This is a genomic window from Alicycliphilus sp. T452, from assembly GCF_054512775.1.
In genome coordinates this window covers 29,008-46,602 of record NZ_JBTNEH010000016.1, presented here as the reverse complement: position 1 = coordinate 46,602, position 17,595 = coordinate 29,008, and the positions used below count along the sequence as shown (strand labels likewise).

Here is a 17,595-nt window from a genome sequence, read left to right as displayed (position 1 = left end):
TAGCTGTTAACGCTTACTGGGTAAGCGCTGGAGCTGGATTTTCGTCAGATTCCTGCGGTTCAGCCCGCGCGGACCAGACGCTGTCCTGCGGCCCGCTGCGCGCGCGCAGCGCCGTGGCGCGTGCCATCCAGGCCAGCGCCAGCGCTCCGGCGAGCGCGGTGAGGTCCACGCCCAGCTGCGCGCCGTCCGCCCACGCGCCGGCGCCGGGCGCCAGCCAGCCCAGCAGGCTGGATGCCGGGATGGCCAGCGTGCAGGCCACGGCCAGCCACAGCAGTGGCGCGGCCGCGCGCGCCGCGCCGCGCGCGAAGGCCCAGGCCGCGCAGGCGAAGAACACCGCGTAGTAGATGCCGACGTGCCACGCGGCCATGTCCTGGACCCGGCCCGGCAGCCACTTGGCGGCGGCCAGGGTCAGCGAGATGCCGGCCACGCAGCCGATGCACACGCCCACCGTGGCGGCGGCCATGAGGGCCGTGTCGCGCCGCTGCGCGGGCATGGCGCCGCCCTTGCGCTGGGCCTTGCGCCGCGTCTCCACCCACAGCAGGTTGCCGCTGTAGAACAGCCACGCGCCCGCCAGTCCCAGCAGGAAGTACAGCCACAGCACGGCGGTGCCGCCGAACGAGGCCATGTGCAGCGCGAAGAAGCTGCTGATGAACAGGTTGGGCGTGGTCTGCGCGCCCGAGAGGTAGTCGGCGGAGAGCAGCTTGCCGCTGTATGGGTCGATCGCGGCGAACCCGCCCGTGGCGCGCGGCGAGACGCCAAGGGGGTTCTTGCCCCACACGCGCACCATGGGCCGGGGGCCCGTCGCCTGCGTGTATTGCAGGGCGCCGGGCTCGAAGCCCGGCGCCGCCTGCCTGGCGATCTGCACGAGCTGCGAGGGCCGGAGCATGTCCGCCGGGTTGTGCGCGGGCGCCGCGCCGGGTGGGCCCTGGGGCCTTGCGGATGGCTGCGACCACTGGCCCTGGTGGATCATTTTGTCCTGCAAGGCGTAGATCTGGTCGTGGTAGGCGAACACCACGGCGCTCAGGGCCATGACGACGTGGAAGGGCAGGCTGACGATGCCCACCACGTTGTGCGCGTCCAGCCACATGCGCTTCCTGTTCCTGCCCACGCGCAGTGCGAAGAAGTCCTTGACCAGCGAGGGCAGCAGCACCACGACGCCGGAGACCAGCGCCACGAAGTACAGCCCCGAGACCACGCCCATGACCCAGCGGTTCGGGTCCGAGTCCGCGGGCAGGCCGACGACGCGGTGCAGCACGTCGATGAACTCCACGAGCCGCGACGGGGGCTGCTCGCGCACCTGCAGGCTGCCGCCTTCGCCCAGCGTGGCGGTGTAGTGGCGCGCGGCGCTCTCGTCGTGGTCGTCGGCGCCCGGGGCGCGCACCTGCCATTCCAGGCGCGGGATGGCCTGGTCGCCCGCCAGCGGCAGGGTCACGCGCGCGGCGGGGGGCGTGGTGGCCAGGGCCTGCGCGATGAGCGGCTGGGCCTCGTCCATGGGCACGGGCTGAACGAGGGCCGCGGGCGGCGTGGACCAGCGGCGCAGCGGCTCCTTGAACACCGTGAGCGCTCCCGCGTAGAAGGCGATGAACAGCGCCATGCCGCTCAGGATGCCCGTCCAGGTGTGGACGGATTTGTAGATGCGGACGTGGTCGGCCCTCATGCCGCGCCCCCTTGCCGCAGCCACCACCACAGGCCCAGGGCCACCGCGTTGGCGCCCAGCAGCCAGGCCCAGGCGCGCAGGCCGTTCCTGAAGAAATACACGCCGGAGAGCACGCCCAGCCACACGGGCGGCACCAGCCACATGGCGAGCTGCCCGCTCACCGCGAGCGGCATGCCGCGCAGTTGCGTCATCAGCAGCGCCGAGGCGGTGAAGGCCAGGCTCAGGCCCAGCAGCAGGCCGGCCAGGGTCTTGGACACCCAGTCGGGCCGGATGGGTTCAGCGGGTGCGGCGGGCATGGGTCAGTGCTCCTGCATAGGGCAGTACGGCGAGCGCCAGCATCAGCGTGGTGCCCAGGACGAAGGCGGCGGTCAGGCGGTGCATGTCCTGCACCAGCGCCAGCCAGGCGAGCGGCAGCAGGGCCGCGCACGCGATGCGCGCGGGCCGGCGCGGCCAGGGCGCGGCCCACAGGCGCTGGTTGGGCGATGCCGCGTAGAGGCACAGGCAGGCCAGCGTGGCGGCGGCCAGGCCGAGGAGGGTGAAGACGGGCATGTGGAACGCGGCCCCCCGCCGGAGGCGGGGAGCATGGGCTTCAGAAGGAAACAGTTGCCGACACCTTGAAGGTGCGCGGCGCGCCGGGCATCACGAAGCCGTCGGAGAACAGGCCGATCCAGTAGTTCTTGTCGGTCACGTTCTCCACGCTGGCGTTGAAGCGCACGGGCGTGGCGCCGAACTGGGTGGCGTAGCTGGTGTTCAGGTCCAGGCGGTTCCACGAGGGCACGCGGATGCGGTTGCCCGAGTCGGCCCACTGCGAGCCGGTGTGGACTACGCGGCCGCCCACCTTCAGGCCCTGCACGGGCGTCTGCCAGTCCGCGCCGATGCGCAGGCGCCATTCGGGCACGCCGTAGGTGTCCTTGCCGGTGTTGCGCTGCTCGGACTTGATGTAGGTGATGCCGCCCAGCAGCGTCACGTCCTTGGTCAGCAGGCCGTAGGCGCTCCACTCCAGGCCGCGCAGGCGCTGCTCGCCGCCTTCCACCAGGGGCGCGGGTGCGACGCCGGTGAACGAGGGGCGCTTGATCTGGTAGGCGCTGAGGGTGTGCGTCAGCGCGCCGGCCTGCAGCTTCACGCCCAGCTCGGCCTGCTTGGAGACCCGGGGCGCCAGCGAATCGCCCGCGTTGGCGTAGCCCACGCCCACGACCTGGCCCGGCTCCAGCCCTTCGGTGTAGTTGCCGAACAGGGAGACGCCGTCGCCCCAGGGGCGCACGACGGCGGCGACCATCGGCGAGAAGCGGCTCTTGCTGTAGTCGCTCGCCGCGCCGCCCACCACCGGCGTCTTCACCGTCTGGTGGCGCCCGCCCACGGTCAGCAGCACCTTCTCGCCGGCGAAGGCCATGGTGTCGGCCACGGCCAGGGAGCGGAACTCGTTCTCGGTGGTGTAGGCCTTCCAGACCGGCGCCGCCGGGAAGCTGGGCGTCACCGGGTCGTACATGTTGGTGGTGTAGCAGTAGTTGCAGGCCGTGTTCACGGTCCCTTCCTTGTGCTTGAGGATGTTGGCCGACAGCTGCAGGCGGTGGCGGACAGCGCCGGTGTCGAACTTGCCGATCACCCCCGCCTCGGCCGTGCGGCGCTCGGACTTGGTGTGCACGTGGTAGATCGCGCCGCGCGTGGTGCCGTCCGCGCCGGTGACGAAGGCGCGGGTGCCGAACAGCAGGCCCTTGCCCTCGGCCTCGGAACCGCCCAGCGCGAAGTAGCCCTGCCAGTCCTGCGTGAAGTCGAACTCGGCGCGGGCCAGCGCGCCGCTGTTGTCGTATTCGCCGTGGGTGCCGCGGAACATGTTGGTGTCGCCCTTGGGCGGGGCGAGCAGGTAGCCCACGCCGGGGATGGCCGCGTTGCCCTGGAAGTTGAACATGCCGGGGCTGCCGTTGTCGATCTTGTTGACGCTGTTGTACAGGTCCAGCGAGAAGCGGGCGCGGTCGCCCACGTAATCCAGCGCCAGCGCGCCGACGCGGCGGGTCTGGCTCTCGTCCTTGGCGCCCATCTCGCCGTCGCCGTAGACGCCGTTGAAGCGGATGCCCAGGCGCTTCTCGTCGCCGAAGCGCTTGCCCACGTCGGCATGGGCCTGGAAGTAGGAATGCGTGCCGTAGGTCAGCGTCAGGTCGGCGATGGGCTGGGCCAGCGCGCGCTTGGTCACCATGTTGACGGTGCCCGCCACGCTGGACAGGGGCGGCATGCCCGAGAGCAGCACGTTCGGGCCGCGCAGCACCTCCACGCGCTCGAACATCTCGACCGGCACCGAGTTGGCCGGGGCGATGCCGTACAGGCCGTTGGTGGCGATGTCCATCGCCGTCATGTCCAGCCCGCGCAGGTTGAAGTTCTGCAGCAGGTGGTTCTTGTTGGTGGTGAAGACGACGGCGGAGTCGTTCTCCAGCACGTCCTGCAGCGTGAGCGCCGACCAGTCCTCGGCCAGCTCGCGGGTGTAGGCGTTGACGTGCACGGGCGCGTCCATGATGGACGTGGCGCCCAGGATGCCCAGGCGCGCGCCCGAAGCGGCCTTGTGGCCGGGCGCGCGCACGGGCAGGTCCTCGCGCTCGTACTTGCTGCGCACGGTGACCTGCGGCAGCGTGGCCGCCTCGCCGCCGGCCGGCGCGGCCGTCTGGGCCAGGGCCGCGGAGCCGGCGCCGGCGGCCAGCAGTGCCAGCGCGATGGAGTTGAGCCGCGGTTTGCGGGTGGAAGGTTTCTGCATGGTTCTCTCCTCAAGCACAAGAAAAACGGTGGCGGGTGGACGGGGGCGGTTACGGCGGGCTGCCCGCTGCGGGCGCGCAGGCATGCCACTGCACCGCCAGCGGGTGCTTGCGCGAGAACAGCCTCACGTGCTCGTCGATGGCGAAGCGCACGCGCGCCAGCTGCTCTGTGTCCTGCGCGCGGCAGTCGAAGTGCAGCGCCGCGCCGTCGGCGCGCATCTCGCAGATGCCCCAGGGGAATTCGGCATGGCCCTCGCGCTCGTCGTAGCGCACGGCGATCTTTCGGCTGAAGTGGTGGCACAGGCGCTGCAGCCAGCGGCTGGCCTCGGGCGTGGGCACATGGCCTCGGGCGTGGATCATGGGAAGTCGTGGGTCGGGGAAATGGCTTCGTCGGCCAGCACCAGGGGATGGCCCAGGCTGCAGCGCTCCACGCGCGCACGCACGCCGTAGGTGGCCTGCAGCAGCGCGGGCGTGAGCACATCGGCCGGGCGGCCCGCGGCCAGAAGGCGGTTGTGCGGGCGGCCCTGGCCCAGCACTACGATGCGGTCGCAAAAGCGCAGGGCGAGGTTCAGGTCGTGCACGGCGATCACGGCGAGCGTCCGCCCCTCGGCCACCTGCGCGCGCACGGCCTGCAGCACCTGCAGCTGCCAGCGCAGGTCGAGCGCGCTCGTGGGCTCGTCCAGCAGCAGCAGGCGCGGCGCGCGCACCAGCACCTGAGCCAGGCCGATCATCTGGCGCTGCCCGCCCGAGAGCTCGCCCAGCGGCCGCAGCGCCAGCGCATCGAGCCCCAGCGTGGCGAACACGCGGGCGATGGCGGCCTCGGCCTGCGCGGTACTCAAGTCGGCGCGGCTCGCGCGCAGGGCGCTCAGCATGGCCTCGTAGGCCACGAGCGAGGTGGCCTGGGGCAGCGCCTGCGGCAGGTAGCCCACGCGGCGCAGGCGCTCGCGCGGGGTCAGTGCCCCGAGGTCGGTGCCGTCCAGCAGCACCTGCCCGCGCACCGGCCGCAGCCCGGCGATGGCCTTGAGCAGCGTGGACTTGCCCACGGCGTTCGGGCCCACGAGCGCCACCAGCGTGCCGGGCGCGATGCGCTCCAGGTCGAGCCCTTCGAGCACGGGCCGGCGCGGGTAGCCGGCGCTTAAGTGCCGCAGCTCCAGCCCCTCGCTCATGCGCCCCTCCTGCGCGAGAGCACCAGGGCCATGAACATGGGCACGCCGACGAGCGCGGTGATGATGCCGATGGGCAGCACCACGCCGGGCACCAGCGTCTTGCTGAGGATGGACGCGCCCGAGAGCATGAGCGCGCCCGCGAGCGCCGCTCCGGGCAGGTAGTAGCGGTGGTCCTCGCCCAGCAGCAGCCGCGCGATGTGCGGCCCCACGAGGCCCACGAAGCCGATGGTGCCCACGAACGAGAGCGCCGTGGCCGCGAGCAGGCTCACGCGCAGCAGCGTGACGAGGCGCAGCCGCTCCACCGCGATGCCGAAGCTGCGCGCCTGGTCCTCGCCCGCGCGCAGCGCCGTGAGCGGCCAGGCGCTGCGCGCCGACCAGAGCGCGCACAGCAGCAGCACGGCGGCCACCAGGCCGATCTTGTTCCAGGTGGCGCGTGCGAGGCTGCCCATGGTCCAGAACACGATCTGCTGCAGCGCGTTGCTGTCGGCGATGAACTGCATGAGCCACAGCAGCGCCTCGAAACTGAACAGCAGCGCGATGCCGAACAGCACCACCGTGTCCACCGTGGCGCCGTAGCGCCACGCGAGCAGCTGGATCAGCAGCGTGGCCGCCGCCGCGCAGACGAAGGCCGAGAGCGGCACCGCGAGGTTCTCGCCGAAGGCCATGAGCGTGAAGCCGCCCACCACGGCGATGGACGCGCCCACGGCCGCCGCGGCCGACAGGCCCAGCGTGAAGGGGCTGGCCAGCGGGTTGTTGAGGGCGGTCTGCATCTCCGCGCCCGCCAGGCCCAGCGACGCGCCCACCAGCAGCGCCATCACCGCGTAGGGCAGGCGCACTTCCCAGAGGATCACGCGCTGCTCCACCGGCAGGCCGGCGGGCCGCAGCAGCCCGGCCACCACGTCGGCGAACGGCAGGCCCGAGGGACCGGTCGCGAGGTCGAGCGCCAGCGTGGCGCAGAGCACCACGGCCATGGCCGCCAGCAGCCACAGGCGCAGCGCGGCGAAGCGCCGGTAGCGCGCGGCGAGCGTGGTCATGCGCGAACCCCGATGGCCAGCGCCAGCGCCTGCTGCGCGGCGGGCGCCATGCTGGCGCCGTGGTCGGCGCCGGGGAAGGACATGAAGCGCCAGTCCAGGCCCGGCGCGCCGCGCAGGCCATCGAGCAGCGCGCGCAGGTGCTCGGCGCCGCGCCGCTCGCGCGCGATGGCGGCGCGGGCGGGGTCGGCGGGAACCTCCGCCTCGCGCCCGCCCTGGGTGACGAGCAGGCGCAGCGGCGCCGCATCGGCGCGGCGCGCGGCCAGGAAGCGCTCCTGCTCCCGCAGGATGAAGCCATCGCGCCACCACACCGAGGGGCTCGCGGCCACGTAGTTCTGGAAAGCCCCTGGCCGCGTGAACAGCGCATGCAGCACGCACAGCCCGCCGTAGGAATGGCCGAACAGCGTCTGCCGCGCCGTGTCCACGCGCGCGGCGCGCTCCACCAGTGGGCGCACCGCGGCGTCGATGAAGCCGAGGAAGGCGTCGGCCCCGCCCTCGCGGCGGCCGCGCTCGTCCGTGGCGGGGCCGGGCGCGGGAGGGGTGTAGTCGTAGGTGCGCGCATCCAGGTCCAGCACCTGGTCGCCCGCGTAGCCCAGGCCCACCACCACCGTGCCCTGCGCGGGCACGCCGGGCCCGCGCGCGAAGCGGTTGCGCATGAGCTGCGCGGTGAGGGCGAACATCAGGTCGCCGTCGAGCACGTAGAGCACGGGCCAGCCCTGCGCGGGCGCCGGCGCGGGCGGCACGGCGAGCATGATGCGGTGCATATGCCCATGGGGGCCGCCGGCGGCGATGTCGATCCGCCGCGTGCCCGGCAGCGCCACGGGCGGCGCATGCTCCAGCGCGGGCCGCAGCGCGCAGCCGGGCAGGGCCAGCAGCGCGCCCAGGCCCAGCAGGGTGCGGCGGGGGCACGCGGTCGTCATGGCTTGAGCGCCGTCCAGTAGACGCCTTCCAGCGGGATCGGCTGGAAGCGCTCGTACATCGCCTGCAGCGTGGCGCGCGGGTCCAGGTCGGCGAACAGCGCGGGGTGCAGCCACTTGGCGAACACCTGCACGGCCACCACGTTGAACGGCGAGTTGTAGAAGTGGTGCCACATGGCGTAGGCGCGCCCTTCCTTCACGGCCTGCAGCTGCGCGATGCCGCGGCGCTGCACGGCGCGCGCGAGCGAGGCGCGCGCCGCCTCGGGCGTGGCGTCGGCGCCGAGCACGATGCGCAGCGGCGTCTGCTGCGCCGTGGCCAGCGTGCCGATGCCGGTGCCGATGTAGAGGTGCGGCTGGCGCGCGATCAGGAACTCGGGGTTCAGCGTGCCGAACTCGCCCGGCACCAGGCCCCGGGCCACGTTCTGCGCGCCGGCCGCATCGAGCAGCTTGCCCACCAGGCCCACCATGGTGTCGCAGCAGCCTTCGGACAGGCCCACGCGGTTCTCCAGGAACACGGTGGGCGCCTCGGGGCGGGCCTGGGCGAGCCGGTCGGCCACCACGGCGAGCTGCGCGCGCCAGAACTTCACGAACGCCTCGGCCTCGGCTTTCCTGCCCAGCACCTCGCCGAGCAGCAGCATGCTGCGCGGGGTGTTGGCGAGCGGCTCGTGGCGCAGGTCGATGAACACCACGGCCACGCCCGCGGCCTCCAGGCGCGCCAGGGTCTCGCGGTCGCGCTCGCTCGGGCCGTGGCCACCCGCCAGGCCCAGGATGGCCAGCTGGGGCCTGAGCGCGATGGCCTGCTCGTCGCTGAAGCTGCCGCTGCTCGTGCGGCCCACGCGCGGCACCTGGTCGATCTGCGGGAAGCGCCGCTTCCACTGCGCGTAGCCGGCCTCGTCGAGCTTCTCGAACTCGCCCATCATGCCGGCGAGGCGGCGCAGGGGGTTCTCCTTGTCGAGCACGGCCAGCGCGGGCAGCAGGCGGCCTTCGCCGAGCAGGATGCGCTCGACCCTGGCGGGCACGTGCACGGTGCGGCCCGCGAGGTCGGTGACCGTGACGGCGCCCTGCTGGGCATGGGCCGCGAAGGCCGCGCAAAGCGAGATCAATGCGCCGGTCAGTAACAGGCGCAGGCAGCGGAAAGGGGAGGGCATGGCGGTGGAATCCAAAACAGCCTTGTCATGGGCTGCGCGTTGCGGAGCGCTAATTTTATTGAGAATGATTTGCATTAGTGAGCCGCGGCTGCTAGCATCCCACATCCCGCCGCCGCCTGTGTTTGCCGCGCCAACAAAAATGTTTGCGCGCAGTGGCGCCCGGCGTGCATGCCTTTTTTCCATCTGAATCTGATCCAGTCCGCGGTTCTTCCATGCACGGCATTTCCTCTTGCGCAACGCCCGCCGGCGCCGGCGCGCCCGCGCGCTGCGTCGTGACGCCGGGCTGCCTGCCCGCCGAGCCGGCGCTGCGCGCCCACCTGGCGCACACGCGCCGGCTGCGCCCCGGCCTGCTGCTGCACTGGGACGACGCGCACGAGGAGGAAGACCTGATCGCCCAGACCGAGCTCGACGCGGGCCTGCGCATCGTGCTGCTGCTCGAAGGCGCGGTGGACGTTTCCTACGGCCCGCGGCAGGTCGCGCTGGCCAGCGCGCGGGGCGGCGCGTGCGCCGCGCTGGTGGCGCTGGCCGAGCGCGACCAGCTCACGCGCCGCGCGCGCCGGGGCGTGTATTCGCGCCGGGTCAACCTGAACCTGGGCCCGGGCTGGCTCGCTCAGGCCGGCACAGCCTGCGGCGTGCTGGAGGACTTCATGCGCCGCCACCTCGACATGCGGCGCTGGCAGATGTCGCCGCGCGCCGTGGCGATCGCAGAGCAGATCGTGCACCCGCCGCAACTGGAGCCCCTGCTGCAGAGCCTCTACCTGGAGAGCCGCGCGCTGGAGCTGGCGGGCGAGGCCCTGGCCACGCTGCACCGCCACCCCAGCGCTCCGCCGCCGCCCGCCCCCGCCGCGCTGCGCCCGCGCGAGCACCAGCGCCTGCGCGAGCTGCACGCCTTCCTCGGCTCGGGCCAGGCCGACGGCCTGTCGCTCGACGAGATCGCGCGCCACGCGGGCGTGAACGCCAACACGCTGCAGCGCCAGTTCCGCGCCGTCTTCGGCACCACCGTGTTCGACTACCTGCGCGAATGCCGCCTGCTGCGCGCCCGCCGCGCGCTGGAGCATGAGGGCGTCACCGTGGGCCAGGCGGCGATGGTGGCGGGCTACACCAGCGCGGCCAACTTTGCCACCGCGTACCGGCGCCGCTTCGGGCACGCGCCCAAGCTGGCGCGCTCGCGCGTCTAGAGCGTTTTGCTATTGAAAATAGAGCTTCTTGCGCCTGTACAGCAAGAGAAAACGTCGATTTCCAATAAAGGCAATGAGAGTCAGGTGCCGCCCACGTAGGGATTGCTGCGGCGCTCGCGCCCGAATGTGCTCTCCGGCCCGTGGCCGGGAATGAACACCGTCTGGTCGCCCATGGGCCACAGGCGCTGCGTGATGCTGTCGATCAGCTGCTGGTGGTTGCCCTGAGGGAAGTCCGTGCGGCCGATGCTGCCGGCGAACAGCACGTCGCCCACGAAGCAGCGGTCGATCTGCGGCGCATGGAACACCACGTGGCCCGGCGTGTGGCCCGGGCAGTGGCGCACGTTCAGGGTTTCGTGCCCGATCGCGACCGTGTCGCCGTCGTGCAGCCAGCGCGTGGGCGTGAACGCCAGCGCGGGCGGAAAGCCGAACATGGCGCTTTGCTGCGGCAGGCCGGTGATCCAGAACTGGTCGCCCTCGTGCGGGCCGATGATGGGCAGTTGAAGCCGCTGCGCGAGTTCGCCCGCGCCGCCCGCGTGGTCGATGTGGGCGTGCGTGAGCCAGATGGCCTTCAGGTGCAGGCCCAGGCGCCGTGCCTCGGCCAGCAGCAGATCCAGGTCGCCGCCGGGGTCGATCACGGCCGCATCCATGGTCTGGTCGCACCAGACGAGGGAGCTGTTCTGCTGGAAGGCGGTGACGGGAATGGTGTGGTAGTGGAGCATGGGGTTGACGGGTGCGATGGACACGCGATGGCCGCGCGAGTGTATAGGCCGCAGGGCGGGCGCAGTCACGGGTGCCAGACGCCCGGCGCCTGCGCCGCCGTGCTGGCCGCCTTGCCGGCCAGCGCGTAGGACAGCTGGTTGGCCGTCTTGATGATGGTCTGCGCCAGCGCCTCCAGCTTTTCCTGCGGCAGCCGCGACTGCGGGCCCGAGATGCACACGCAGCCCAGCAGCCGCCAGTTGCGCCCGAAGACGGGGGCCGACACGGTGGCCACGCCCTGCTCGCGCTCGCCGATCGACCAGTGGTAGCCGCGCCGGCGGATTTCCTCGTAGACCTCGCCCGGCTCGCCCGAGAACGCCAGGATCACCCGGCCCGGCGAGCCCTTGTCCAGCGGCAGCCCCTCGCCCATGCGCGCGTGGTGGCGCAGCGCCTGCGGGCCTTCCACGCGCACGAGGCAGGTGCGCACGTTGCCCTCGCGCACGTAGAAGGCCGCGCTCTCGCCGCTGGTCTGCGTGAGTTCGCGCAGCGCGGGCTCCAGCACGTTCTGCACGTCGAAGCCCGCCTGGTAGCGCGCCCCCAGCCAGCCCGCGGCCGGGCCCAGGCGCCAGTCGCCGTCCTCGCGCTGGACCATGTAGCCCGACTGCGCCAGCGTGCGCGCCAGGCGCAGCACCGTGGTCTTGTGCAGGCCCGCGCGGCGGCTGAGCTCCGCCAGCGACAGGTGCGATTCGCCCACCGCGAAGGCTTCGAGCAGCTGCAGGGCGCGGGTGACGGCGATCACGCCGCCGTCGGCGGGTTTCGAGGGGGCCGGAGGGTTGCTCATGGCGCAATACGTTGCATTGTGTGGAACGTAATTGTATGGGTTGAAACGTTTGCCTAAAGTCGCACCCCAATGCCGGAAGCATGCCGGCAGGCGCATTCAACGCACCACCCAAAGGAGACAACCCATGCTTGCACGCACCCTCTCGCGCTCGCTGTGCGCCGCCGCGCTCGGCCTTGCTGCCGCCACCGGCGCACTGGCGCAGGCCGCCTACCCGGCCAAGCCGATCCGCCTCATCGTGCCGTTCCCGCCCGGCGGCGGCACCGACATGATCGCGCGCACCGTCGCGCAGAAGGTCGCCGACCAGAACAAGTGGAGCGTGATCGTGGACAACCGCCCCGGCGCGGGCGGCAACCTGGGCGTGGACGCGGCGGCCAAGGCCGCGCCCGACGGCTACACGCTGGTCATGGGCCAGACGAGCAACCTCGCGATCAACCCCACGCTGTACCCCAGGCTGCCCTACGATCCGCTCAAGGACTTGGTGCCGGTGGCGCTCGTGTCGTCCTCGCCCATCGTGATGGCCGCGCCGGCGAACACGCCGTTCAAGACCTTCGCCGACGTGGTGGCCGCCGCCAAGAAGCAGCCCGACGGCATCACGCTGGGCTACTCGGGCAACGGCACGGTGGCGCACCTGGCCGGCGAGCTGGCGGAGAACGCGGCCGGCATCAAGCTGCGCCACATTCCCTACAAGGGCGCGGCCCAGGCCATGACCGACCTGGTGAGCGGGCAGATCGACCTGTACATGTCCAGCGTGCCCACGCTGCTGGGCCAGGTGCGCAATGGCAAGCTGCGGCCCATCGTCGTCACTTCCCTCAAGCGTTCGGCCCAGCTGCCCGACACGCCGTCGCTGGCCGAGTCGGGCTATCGCGGCTTCGACGCCGTAACCTGGTTCGGCGTCCTCGCTCCCGCGGGCACGCCCGCCGCGATAGTGCAGCAGCTCAACAAGGCCATCAACGAGGCCCTGAAGCAGCCCGAAGTGGCCGAGAAGCTGCGCTCCGAAGGCGGCGACGTGCTGGGCGGCACGCCCGAGCAGTTCGACCAGCTTCTGCGCGCCGAGGTGCCGCGCTGGGGCAAGATCGTCAAGGACTCGGGCGCGAGCCTGGACTGAGCACCGCCATTTCGCGCGAAAAGGCCATGCAAGCCGTGCCTTTCTCCGCCGGCCGGCAGCGGCCCCGGGCCGTGCCGCCCGCCGGTGCGTGCGACTGCCACGTGCACGTGTACGACGGCCGCTACCCCGCCGCCCCCGGCGCGAAGCTGCTGCCGCCCGACGCCTCGGCGCGCGACTACCGGGCGCTGCAGCGGCGCATGGGCACCACGCGCGCGGTGCTGGTCACGCCCTCCACCTACGGCACGGACAACCGCTGCATGCTCGACGGCCTGGCCGCGCTCGGCCCCCAGGCGCGCGGCGTGGCCGTGGTCACGGGCGACGAGAGCGACGCCGAGCTGCAGCGCCTGCACGGCGCCGGCGTGCGCGGCGTGCGGCTGAACCTGTCGCTGGGCGTGTCGGGCACGGCGGACATGCTGGAGCCGCTGGCGCGCCGCATCGCGCCGCTGGGCTGGCACCTGCAGCTGCTCATGGCGCCCGATCTGCTCGCGGCGCAGGCCGGCGTGCTGCGGCGCCTGCCGGTGCCGCTGGTGTTCGACCACTTCGGCCGCATCGCGCCGGGCGCGCAAGGGCAGGCGGCGCATGCGCTGCTGCTGGAGCTGCTGCAGGGCGGCCGGGCGTGGATCAAGCTCTCGGGCGGCTACATCGTGAGCGCGCTGCACACGGTGGAAGACCCCGCGCTCGACCCGCTGGCCGCGAGCTACCTGCGCTGCGCGCCCGGGCGCGTGCTCTGGGGCAGCGACTGGCCCCATGCCACCGCCTCGGCCGGGCTGCAGCCCATGCCCGACGACGCGCGGCAGATCGACCGCCTGCACGACTGGCTGCGGCTGGCCGCCGTTTCGCCGCAGCGCGTGCTGGTGGACAACCCGCAGGCGCTCTACGGCTTTCCCCCTCTTTGAAGAACCCCACAGGAGACACATCCCATGAACGCACACGACTTTTCCGCCACCCGCCGCTGCCTGCTCGCGGCCCTGGGCGTGGCGCTGGCCGCCGGCTCCGCGCTGGCGCAGGAATGGCCCGGCGGCAAGACCATCACCTACGTGGTGCCGTACCCGCCCGGCGGCAGCACCGACGTGCTGGGCCGCAACATCGCGCAGCGCCTGGGCCCTCTCCTCGCCACCACGGTGATCGTGGACAACAAGCCCGGCGCCACCGGCACCATCGGCGCGGCCTTCGTCGCGCGCGCCCAGCCCGATGGCTATACGCTGCTGGGCACCACGATCGGCCCGCAGGCCATCGCGCCGCACCTCATGGGCAAGCTGCCCTACGACCCCATCGCGGGCTTCGAGCCCGTCATCACCATCGGCACGATCCCGCACATCCTCGTGGTGGGCGCGGGCCAGCCATTCCAGGGCGTGGCCGACCTCGTCGCGGCCGGCAAGGCGCAGCCGGGCAAGCTGGCCTACGCCTCGGGCGGCAACGGCACCATCCTGCAGATGCAGGCCGAGCTGCTGCAGCAGCAGACGGGCGCGCGCTTCATCCACGTGCCCTACAAGGGCGACACGCCCGCGCTGCAGGACACGCTGGGCGAGCAGGTGCAGTTCATGTTCGCGCCCGCGGCCGCCGCGCTGCCGCACGTGCAGGCGGGCAAGCTGCGCGCGCTGGCCGTCACCTCGGCCCGGCGGCTGCCGGCGCTGCCCCAGGTGCCCACGATGGGCGAGGCGGGCCTCAAGGACTTCGTGGTGGAGCAGTGGCACGCCGTGTTCGCGCCCGCCAGGACCCCGGCCGCCATCGTGCAGCGCCTGAACGCCGAGATCGCCAAGGCGCTCAAGGACCCGGCCGTCACCGCACTGGCGGACAAGCTCGGCATCACCCTCGTGGGCGGCACGCCCGGGCAGCTCGCTGCGCTGCAGAAGGCCGACTCCGCCAAATGGGCCAAGGTGATCCAGGGCGGAAACATCAAGGCCGACTGAATTTTTCCCTCTTTCTCCTCCAAGGAACCACCATGAGCCAACTCCCCGAAGTCATCCGCAGCTTCGAGCGCGTGAGCGCCGAAGTCGTCCGGCAGGCCGGCACCTTCCAGGCCGCCATCCTCGCCGACGTGGCGGGCCGCCGCGGCACCCTGCATGCCCGCGTGGCGCCGGTGCACGAACGCATGAAGCTCGCCGGCCCGGCCTTCACCGTCGAGGTGCGCCCCGGCGACAACCTCATGGTCCACGCGGCCATCGCGCTCGCGCAGCCGGGCGACATCCTCGTGATCGACGGCAAGGGCGACCAGACGGCGGCCCTGATGGGCACGCTGATGCTCAGCGCTTGCAAGCAGCGTGGCCTGGGCGGCGTGATCGTGGACGGCGCGATCCGCGACAAGCTGGAACTGCTGGAGCTCGGCTTTCCCGTGTTCAGCGCCGGTTTCAACCCCGCGGGCCCGACCAAGTTCGTGCCCGGGCGCATCAACCATCCCATCTCCTGCGCCGGCGCGCCGGTGTTCCCCGGCGACCTCGTGGTGGGCGACGCCGACGGCGTGGTCGTGATCGAGCGCGCCAAGGCGCCCGCGATGATGGCCCTGGCCGTCAAGAAGGTGGCCGACGAGGCCGCGCGCATCGAATCAATAGCGCGTGGCGACACCGCCTCCAAGTGGCTGCCCGCCGCGCTGCGCGCCGCCGGCGTGCTGAAAGAGGGGGAGGAACTGTGAGCCGCCCCGCCATCCTCATCACCGCGGCCGACCTCGCGCCGCAGGCGCTCGCGCTGCTGGCTGACTACGAAATCGTCTACGCCGGCAAGGCGCCCACCGAGGACGACATCGTCGCCCTGTGCCGCCGGCACGACCCCGTGGCCATCATCGTGCGCTACAGCAAGGTGGGCGTGGCGGCCATGGACGCGGCGCCGTCGCTCAAGGTGATCTCCAAGCACGGCAGCGGCACCGACACCATCGACAAGGCGGCCGCCAAGGAGCGCGGCATCGAGGTGGTGGCCGCCGTGGGCGCCAACGCCGCCGCCGTGGCCGAGCAGGCCCTGGCGCTGCTGCTGGCCTGCGCCAAGTCCGTGCCGCAGCTGAGCGACCGCATGCACGCGGGCCACTGGGACAAGGCCACGCACAAGAGCCTGGAGCTCTCCGGCCGCACCATCGGCCTCATCGGCCTGGGCGCCATCGGCCTGCGCTTCGCGAAGATGGTCGATGCGCTGGGCATGCGCGTGCTCGGCTTCGACCCCTTCGCCAGGAACCTGCCGGAGTACGTGCAGCCCGCCGACCTGGAGACGATCTGGCGCGAGAGCGACGCCATCTCGCTGCACTGCCCTTTGAGCGACGACAACCGCCATCTGCTGGGCGCCGGCACGCTCGCGCGCTGCAAGCGCGGCGTGATCGTGGTGAACACCGCGCGCGGCGGCCTGATCGACGAGGCCGCGCTGCTCGCCGCCGTGCAGAGCGGCCAGGTGCGCATGGCGGGGCTGGACAGCTTCGCCGTCGAGCCCATGACGGCCGGCCACCCGTTCCAGCACCAGCCGGGTTTCATCCTGAGCCCGCACATCGGCGGCGTGACCAGCGACGCCTACGTGAACATGGGCCTGGGCGCCGCGCGCAACGCGCTGGCCGTGCTGGCGCGCTGACCGCCGCGGTTCCAAGGAGACAGACATGCAATTCAATAAAAATCGGCGCCTAGCGCTTGCCAGTCAAGCGCTAGCAGCTATCGTTTTGGTAGCTGCCAGCCTGCCGGCGCAGGCACAGAACTGGCCCGATCGGCCCATCAAGCTCGTCGTGCCGTACCCGGCCGGCGGCAATGCCGACAACACCGCGCGGCTGCTGGCCACGCAGCTGTCGGCCCGCCTGGGCCAGCAGGTGGTGGTGGACAACCGCCCGGGCGGCGGCGGCACCATCGGCGCGGCGGCCGTGGCCAAGGCCGCGCCCGACGGCTACACGCTGCTGCTGGACGCCACGGCCTTCACCGTCAACCCCAGCCTGTTCGCCAGGCTGCCGTTCGACGCGGCCACCCGCGCCATCGTCGCCGGCCCCGAGATGCGGCAGCGCTTCGCCGAAATGGGCGTGCAGGGCGTGGGTTCGAGCGCGCAGGAGTTCAAGTCCTTCGTGCAATCCGAAACCGCGAAGTGGGCTGGCGTGATCCGCGCAAGCGGCATCCGCATGGATTGAAGGAGATTTACCGTGTTCAAGCCAAATCGACCTCTGGTGCTTGTTGGGAAAGCGCTGACAGCTACCGTATTGGTAGCATCCGGCGCCTGCTTCGCGCAGGCGTACCCCTCCAAACCGGTCAAGCTGGTGGTGGGCTTCGCCGCCGGCGGCCCCACCGACGTGGTGGCCCGCGCCTTCGCCGACCACGCCAGCCGCGCGCTGGGCCAGCCCTTCGTGGTGGAGAACAAGCCCGGCGCCAACACCATCCTGGCCGCGCAGGCCGTGGCCACGGCGCCGGCCGACGGCTACACGCTGCTGTTCGGCGCCACCAACCACACGATGATCCCCGCGCTCTACGGCGACCGCGTGAAGTTCGACGCCGTGAAATCCTTCCAGCCCGTGTGCACCGTCGCCACCAGCCCCACGGTGCTGGTGGTGGGGCCGGCGATGCAGGCGCGCACGCTGGGCGCCTACGTGGCCAAGGCGCGCGCCGAGCCCGGGCGCGTGACGGCGGGCACGCCGGGCGTGGGCAGCTCGGGCCACTTCGCCACCGAGATGTTCGCGCGCGCCAACGGCCTCAAGCTCAACCACGTGCCCTACAAGGGCGCGGCGCCGGTGGTCAACGACCTGATGGGCGGGCAGCTCGACAGCTCGTTCGCCACGCTGGGCTCGGTGCTGCCGCAGATCGAAGGCGGCAAGCTCGCGGCGCTGGCCGTGGCGTCGCCCAGGCGCTCGGCGCTGCTGCCGCAGGTGCCCACCTTTGCCGAGGCCGGCGGGGGCGACTTCTCGGCCGACGCCTGGTACGGCGTGCTGACCCCGGCGGGCGTGCCGGCTTCAATCGTGCAGGCGCTCGAAGGCGCTGCCGCGGCCTTCGCCAAGAGCGCGGCCACGGCCGACAAGCTGCGCGGCCTGGGCCTGGAGGCCGCGTCGCTGTGCGGCGCGCCGTTCGCCGAGCAGGTGCGCCGCGAGGTGGCCACCTACACCCGCATCGCGCGGGAGCTCGACCTCAAGGCCGACTGAAGAAGGCCGCCGTCCTTCGTTCTCAGCTATGGAGACCT

General features: G+C 72.1%; 19 protein-coding genes. 8 read left to right on the top strand and 11 right to left on the bottom strand.

What is annotated here, in order from left to right; all coding sequences use genetic code 11:
* Positions 1–13: 13 nt before the first annotated feature.
* The 9 genes from ACX12L_RS14775 to ACX12L_RS14735 are packed head-to-tail and all read right to left on the bottom strand — an operon-like array spanning position 14 to position 8,657.
* The gene (locus ACX12L_RS14775) at positions 14–1,657 is read right to left on the bottom strand and encodes a PepSY-associated TM helix domain-containing protein (protein ID WP_459263288.1); all 1,644 of its coding nucleotides are present in this window, start codon (positions 1,655–1,657) and stop codon (positions 14–16) included.
* A complete protein-coding gene (locus tag ACX12L_RS14770; RefSeq protein ID WP_459263287.1) occupies positions 1,654–1,953 on the bottom strand; it encodes a hypothetical protein in 300 nt (99 codons plus the stop codon). Before ACX12L_RS14770 ends, ACX12L_RS14775 begins: the two co-directional genes overlap by 4 nt.
* Positions 1,934–2,206, bottom strand: coding sequence for a hypothetical protein (locus ACX12L_RS14765; RefSeq protein WP_459263286.1), 273 nt, complete (start codon positions 2,204–2,206; stop codon positions 1,934–1,936). Before ACX12L_RS14765 ends, ACX12L_RS14770 begins: the two co-directional genes overlap by 20 nt.
* Before the next feature lie 40 nt (positions 2,207–2,246).
* Complete coding sequence (locus tag ACX12L_RS14760; protein WP_459263285.1) at positions 2,247–4,397, bottom strand: TonB-dependent receptor; 2,151 nt, start codon at positions 4,395–4,397, stop codon at positions 2,247–2,249.
* Between the two features lie 49 nt (positions 4,398–4,446).
* The gene (locus tag ACX12L_RS14755) at positions 4,447–4,755 is read right to left on the bottom strand and encodes a DUF2218 domain-containing protein (protein WP_459263284.1); all 309 of its coding nucleotides are present in this window, start codon (positions 4,753–4,755) and stop codon (positions 4,447–4,449) included.
* Entirely contained in the window at positions 4,752–5,561 is an 810-nt protein-coding gene (locus ACX12L_RS14750) for an ABC transporter ATP-binding protein (protein ID WP_459263283.1), read from the bottom strand. The genes ACX12L_RS14755 and ACX12L_RS14750 overlap by 4 nt, the downstream gene beginning before the upstream one ends.
* Positions 5,558–6,595, bottom strand: a complete 1,038-nt coding sequence (locus tag ACX12L_RS14745) for a FecCD family ABC transporter permease (protein WP_459263282.1) — start codon at positions 6,593–6,595, stop codon at positions 5,558–5,560. The genes ACX12L_RS14750 and ACX12L_RS14745 overlap by 4 nt, the downstream gene beginning before the upstream one ends.
* Positions 6,592–7,512, bottom strand: a complete 921-nt coding sequence (locus ACX12L_RS14740) for an alpha/beta hydrolase (protein WP_459263281.1) — start codon at positions 7,510–7,512, stop codon at positions 6,592–6,594. The genes ACX12L_RS14745 and ACX12L_RS14740 overlap by 4 nt, the downstream gene beginning before the upstream one ends.
* Entirely contained in the window at positions 7,509–8,657 is a 1,149-nt protein-coding gene (locus tag ACX12L_RS14735) for an ABC transporter substrate-binding protein (protein ID WP_459263280.1), read from the bottom strand. Before ACX12L_RS14735 ends, ACX12L_RS14740 begins: the two co-directional genes overlap by 4 nt.
* 212 nt (positions 8,658–8,869) lie before the next feature.
* Here ACX12L_RS14735 and ACX12L_RS14730 point away from each other — a divergent pair, with 212 nt between their 5' ends.
* Positions 8,870–9,835 (top strand): helix-turn-helix transcriptional regulator, encoded by a 966-nt coding sequence (locus tag ACX12L_RS14730; protein WP_459263279.1) that lies wholly within the window; start codon positions 8,870–8,872, stop codon positions 9,833–9,835.
* An 80-nt stretch (positions 9,836–9,915) separates the two neighbouring features.
* Here ACX12L_RS14730 and ACX12L_RS14725 read toward each other — a convergent pair whose 3' ends face one another.
* Both ACX12L_RS14725 and ACX12L_RS14720 read right to left on the bottom strand, forming a co-directional pair.
* Positions 9,916–10,554, bottom strand: coding sequence for an MBL fold metallo-hydrolase (locus ACX12L_RS14725; RefSeq protein WP_459263353.1), 639 nt, complete (start codon positions 10,552–10,554; stop codon positions 9,916–9,918).
* 65 nt (positions 10,555–10,619) lie between these two features.
* On the bottom strand, positions 10,620–11,372 hold the full coding sequence (locus ACX12L_RS14720; protein ID WP_459263278.1) for an IclR family transcriptional regulator: 753 nt from the start codon (positions 11,370–11,372) through the stop codon (positions 10,620–10,622).
* 124 nt (positions 11,373–11,496) lie between these two features.
* Here ACX12L_RS14720 and ACX12L_RS14715 point away from each other — a divergent pair, with 124 nt between their 5' ends.
* The 7 genes from ACX12L_RS14715 to ACX12L_RS14685 all read left to right on the top strand — a co-directional run bounded on the left by ACX12L_RS14715 (position 11,497) and on the right by ACX12L_RS14685 (position 17,557).
* Positions 11,497–12,477, top strand: coding sequence for a tripartite tricarboxylate transporter substrate binding protein (locus ACX12L_RS14715; RefSeq protein WP_094435655.1), 981 nt, complete (start codon positions 11,497–11,499; stop codon positions 12,475–12,477).
* Between the two features lie 26 nt (positions 12,478–12,503).
* Positions 12,504–13,373: an amidohydrolase family protein gene (locus tag ACX12L_RS14710; protein ID WP_459263277.1), complete on the top strand. Its 870-nt coding sequence runs from the start codon at positions 12,504–12,506 to the stop codon at positions 13,371–13,373.
* Positions 13,374–13,397: 24 nt separating this feature from the next.
* On the top strand, positions 13,398–14,387 hold the full coding sequence (locus ACX12L_RS14705) for a Bug family tripartite tricarboxylate transporter substrate binding protein (RefSeq protein WP_459263276.1): 990 nt from the start codon (positions 13,398–13,400) through the stop codon (positions 14,385–14,387).
* A 32-nt stretch (positions 14,388–14,419) separates the two neighbouring features.
* Positions 14,420–15,106 carry an RraA family protein gene (locus tag ACX12L_RS14700; protein WP_459263275.1) on the top strand — a complete coding sequence of 229 codons (687 nt, stop codon included), beginning with the start codon at positions 14,420–14,422 and terminating at the stop codon, positions 15,104–15,106.
* Positions 15,103–16,020: an NAD(P)-dependent oxidoreductase gene (locus ACX12L_RS14695; protein ID WP_459263274.1), complete on the top strand. Its 918-nt coding sequence runs from the start codon at positions 15,103–15,105 to the stop codon at positions 16,018–16,020. The genes ACX12L_RS14700 and ACX12L_RS14695 overlap by 4 nt, the downstream gene beginning before the upstream one ends.
* Positions 16,021–16,045: 25 nt before the next feature.
* Positions 16,046–16,558 carry a tripartite tricarboxylate transporter substrate-binding protein gene (locus tag ACX12L_RS14690; protein WP_459263273.1) on the top strand — a complete coding sequence of 171 codons (513 nt, stop codon included), beginning with the start codon at positions 16,046–16,048 and terminating at the stop codon, positions 16,556–16,558.
* 69 nt (positions 16,559–16,627) lie between these two features.
* Positions 16,628–17,557, top strand: coding sequence for a Bug family tripartite tricarboxylate transporter substrate binding protein (locus tag ACX12L_RS14685; protein ID WP_459263272.1), 930 nt, complete (start codon positions 16,628–16,630; stop codon positions 17,555–17,557).
* Positions 17,558–17,595: the final 38 nt, after the last annotated feature.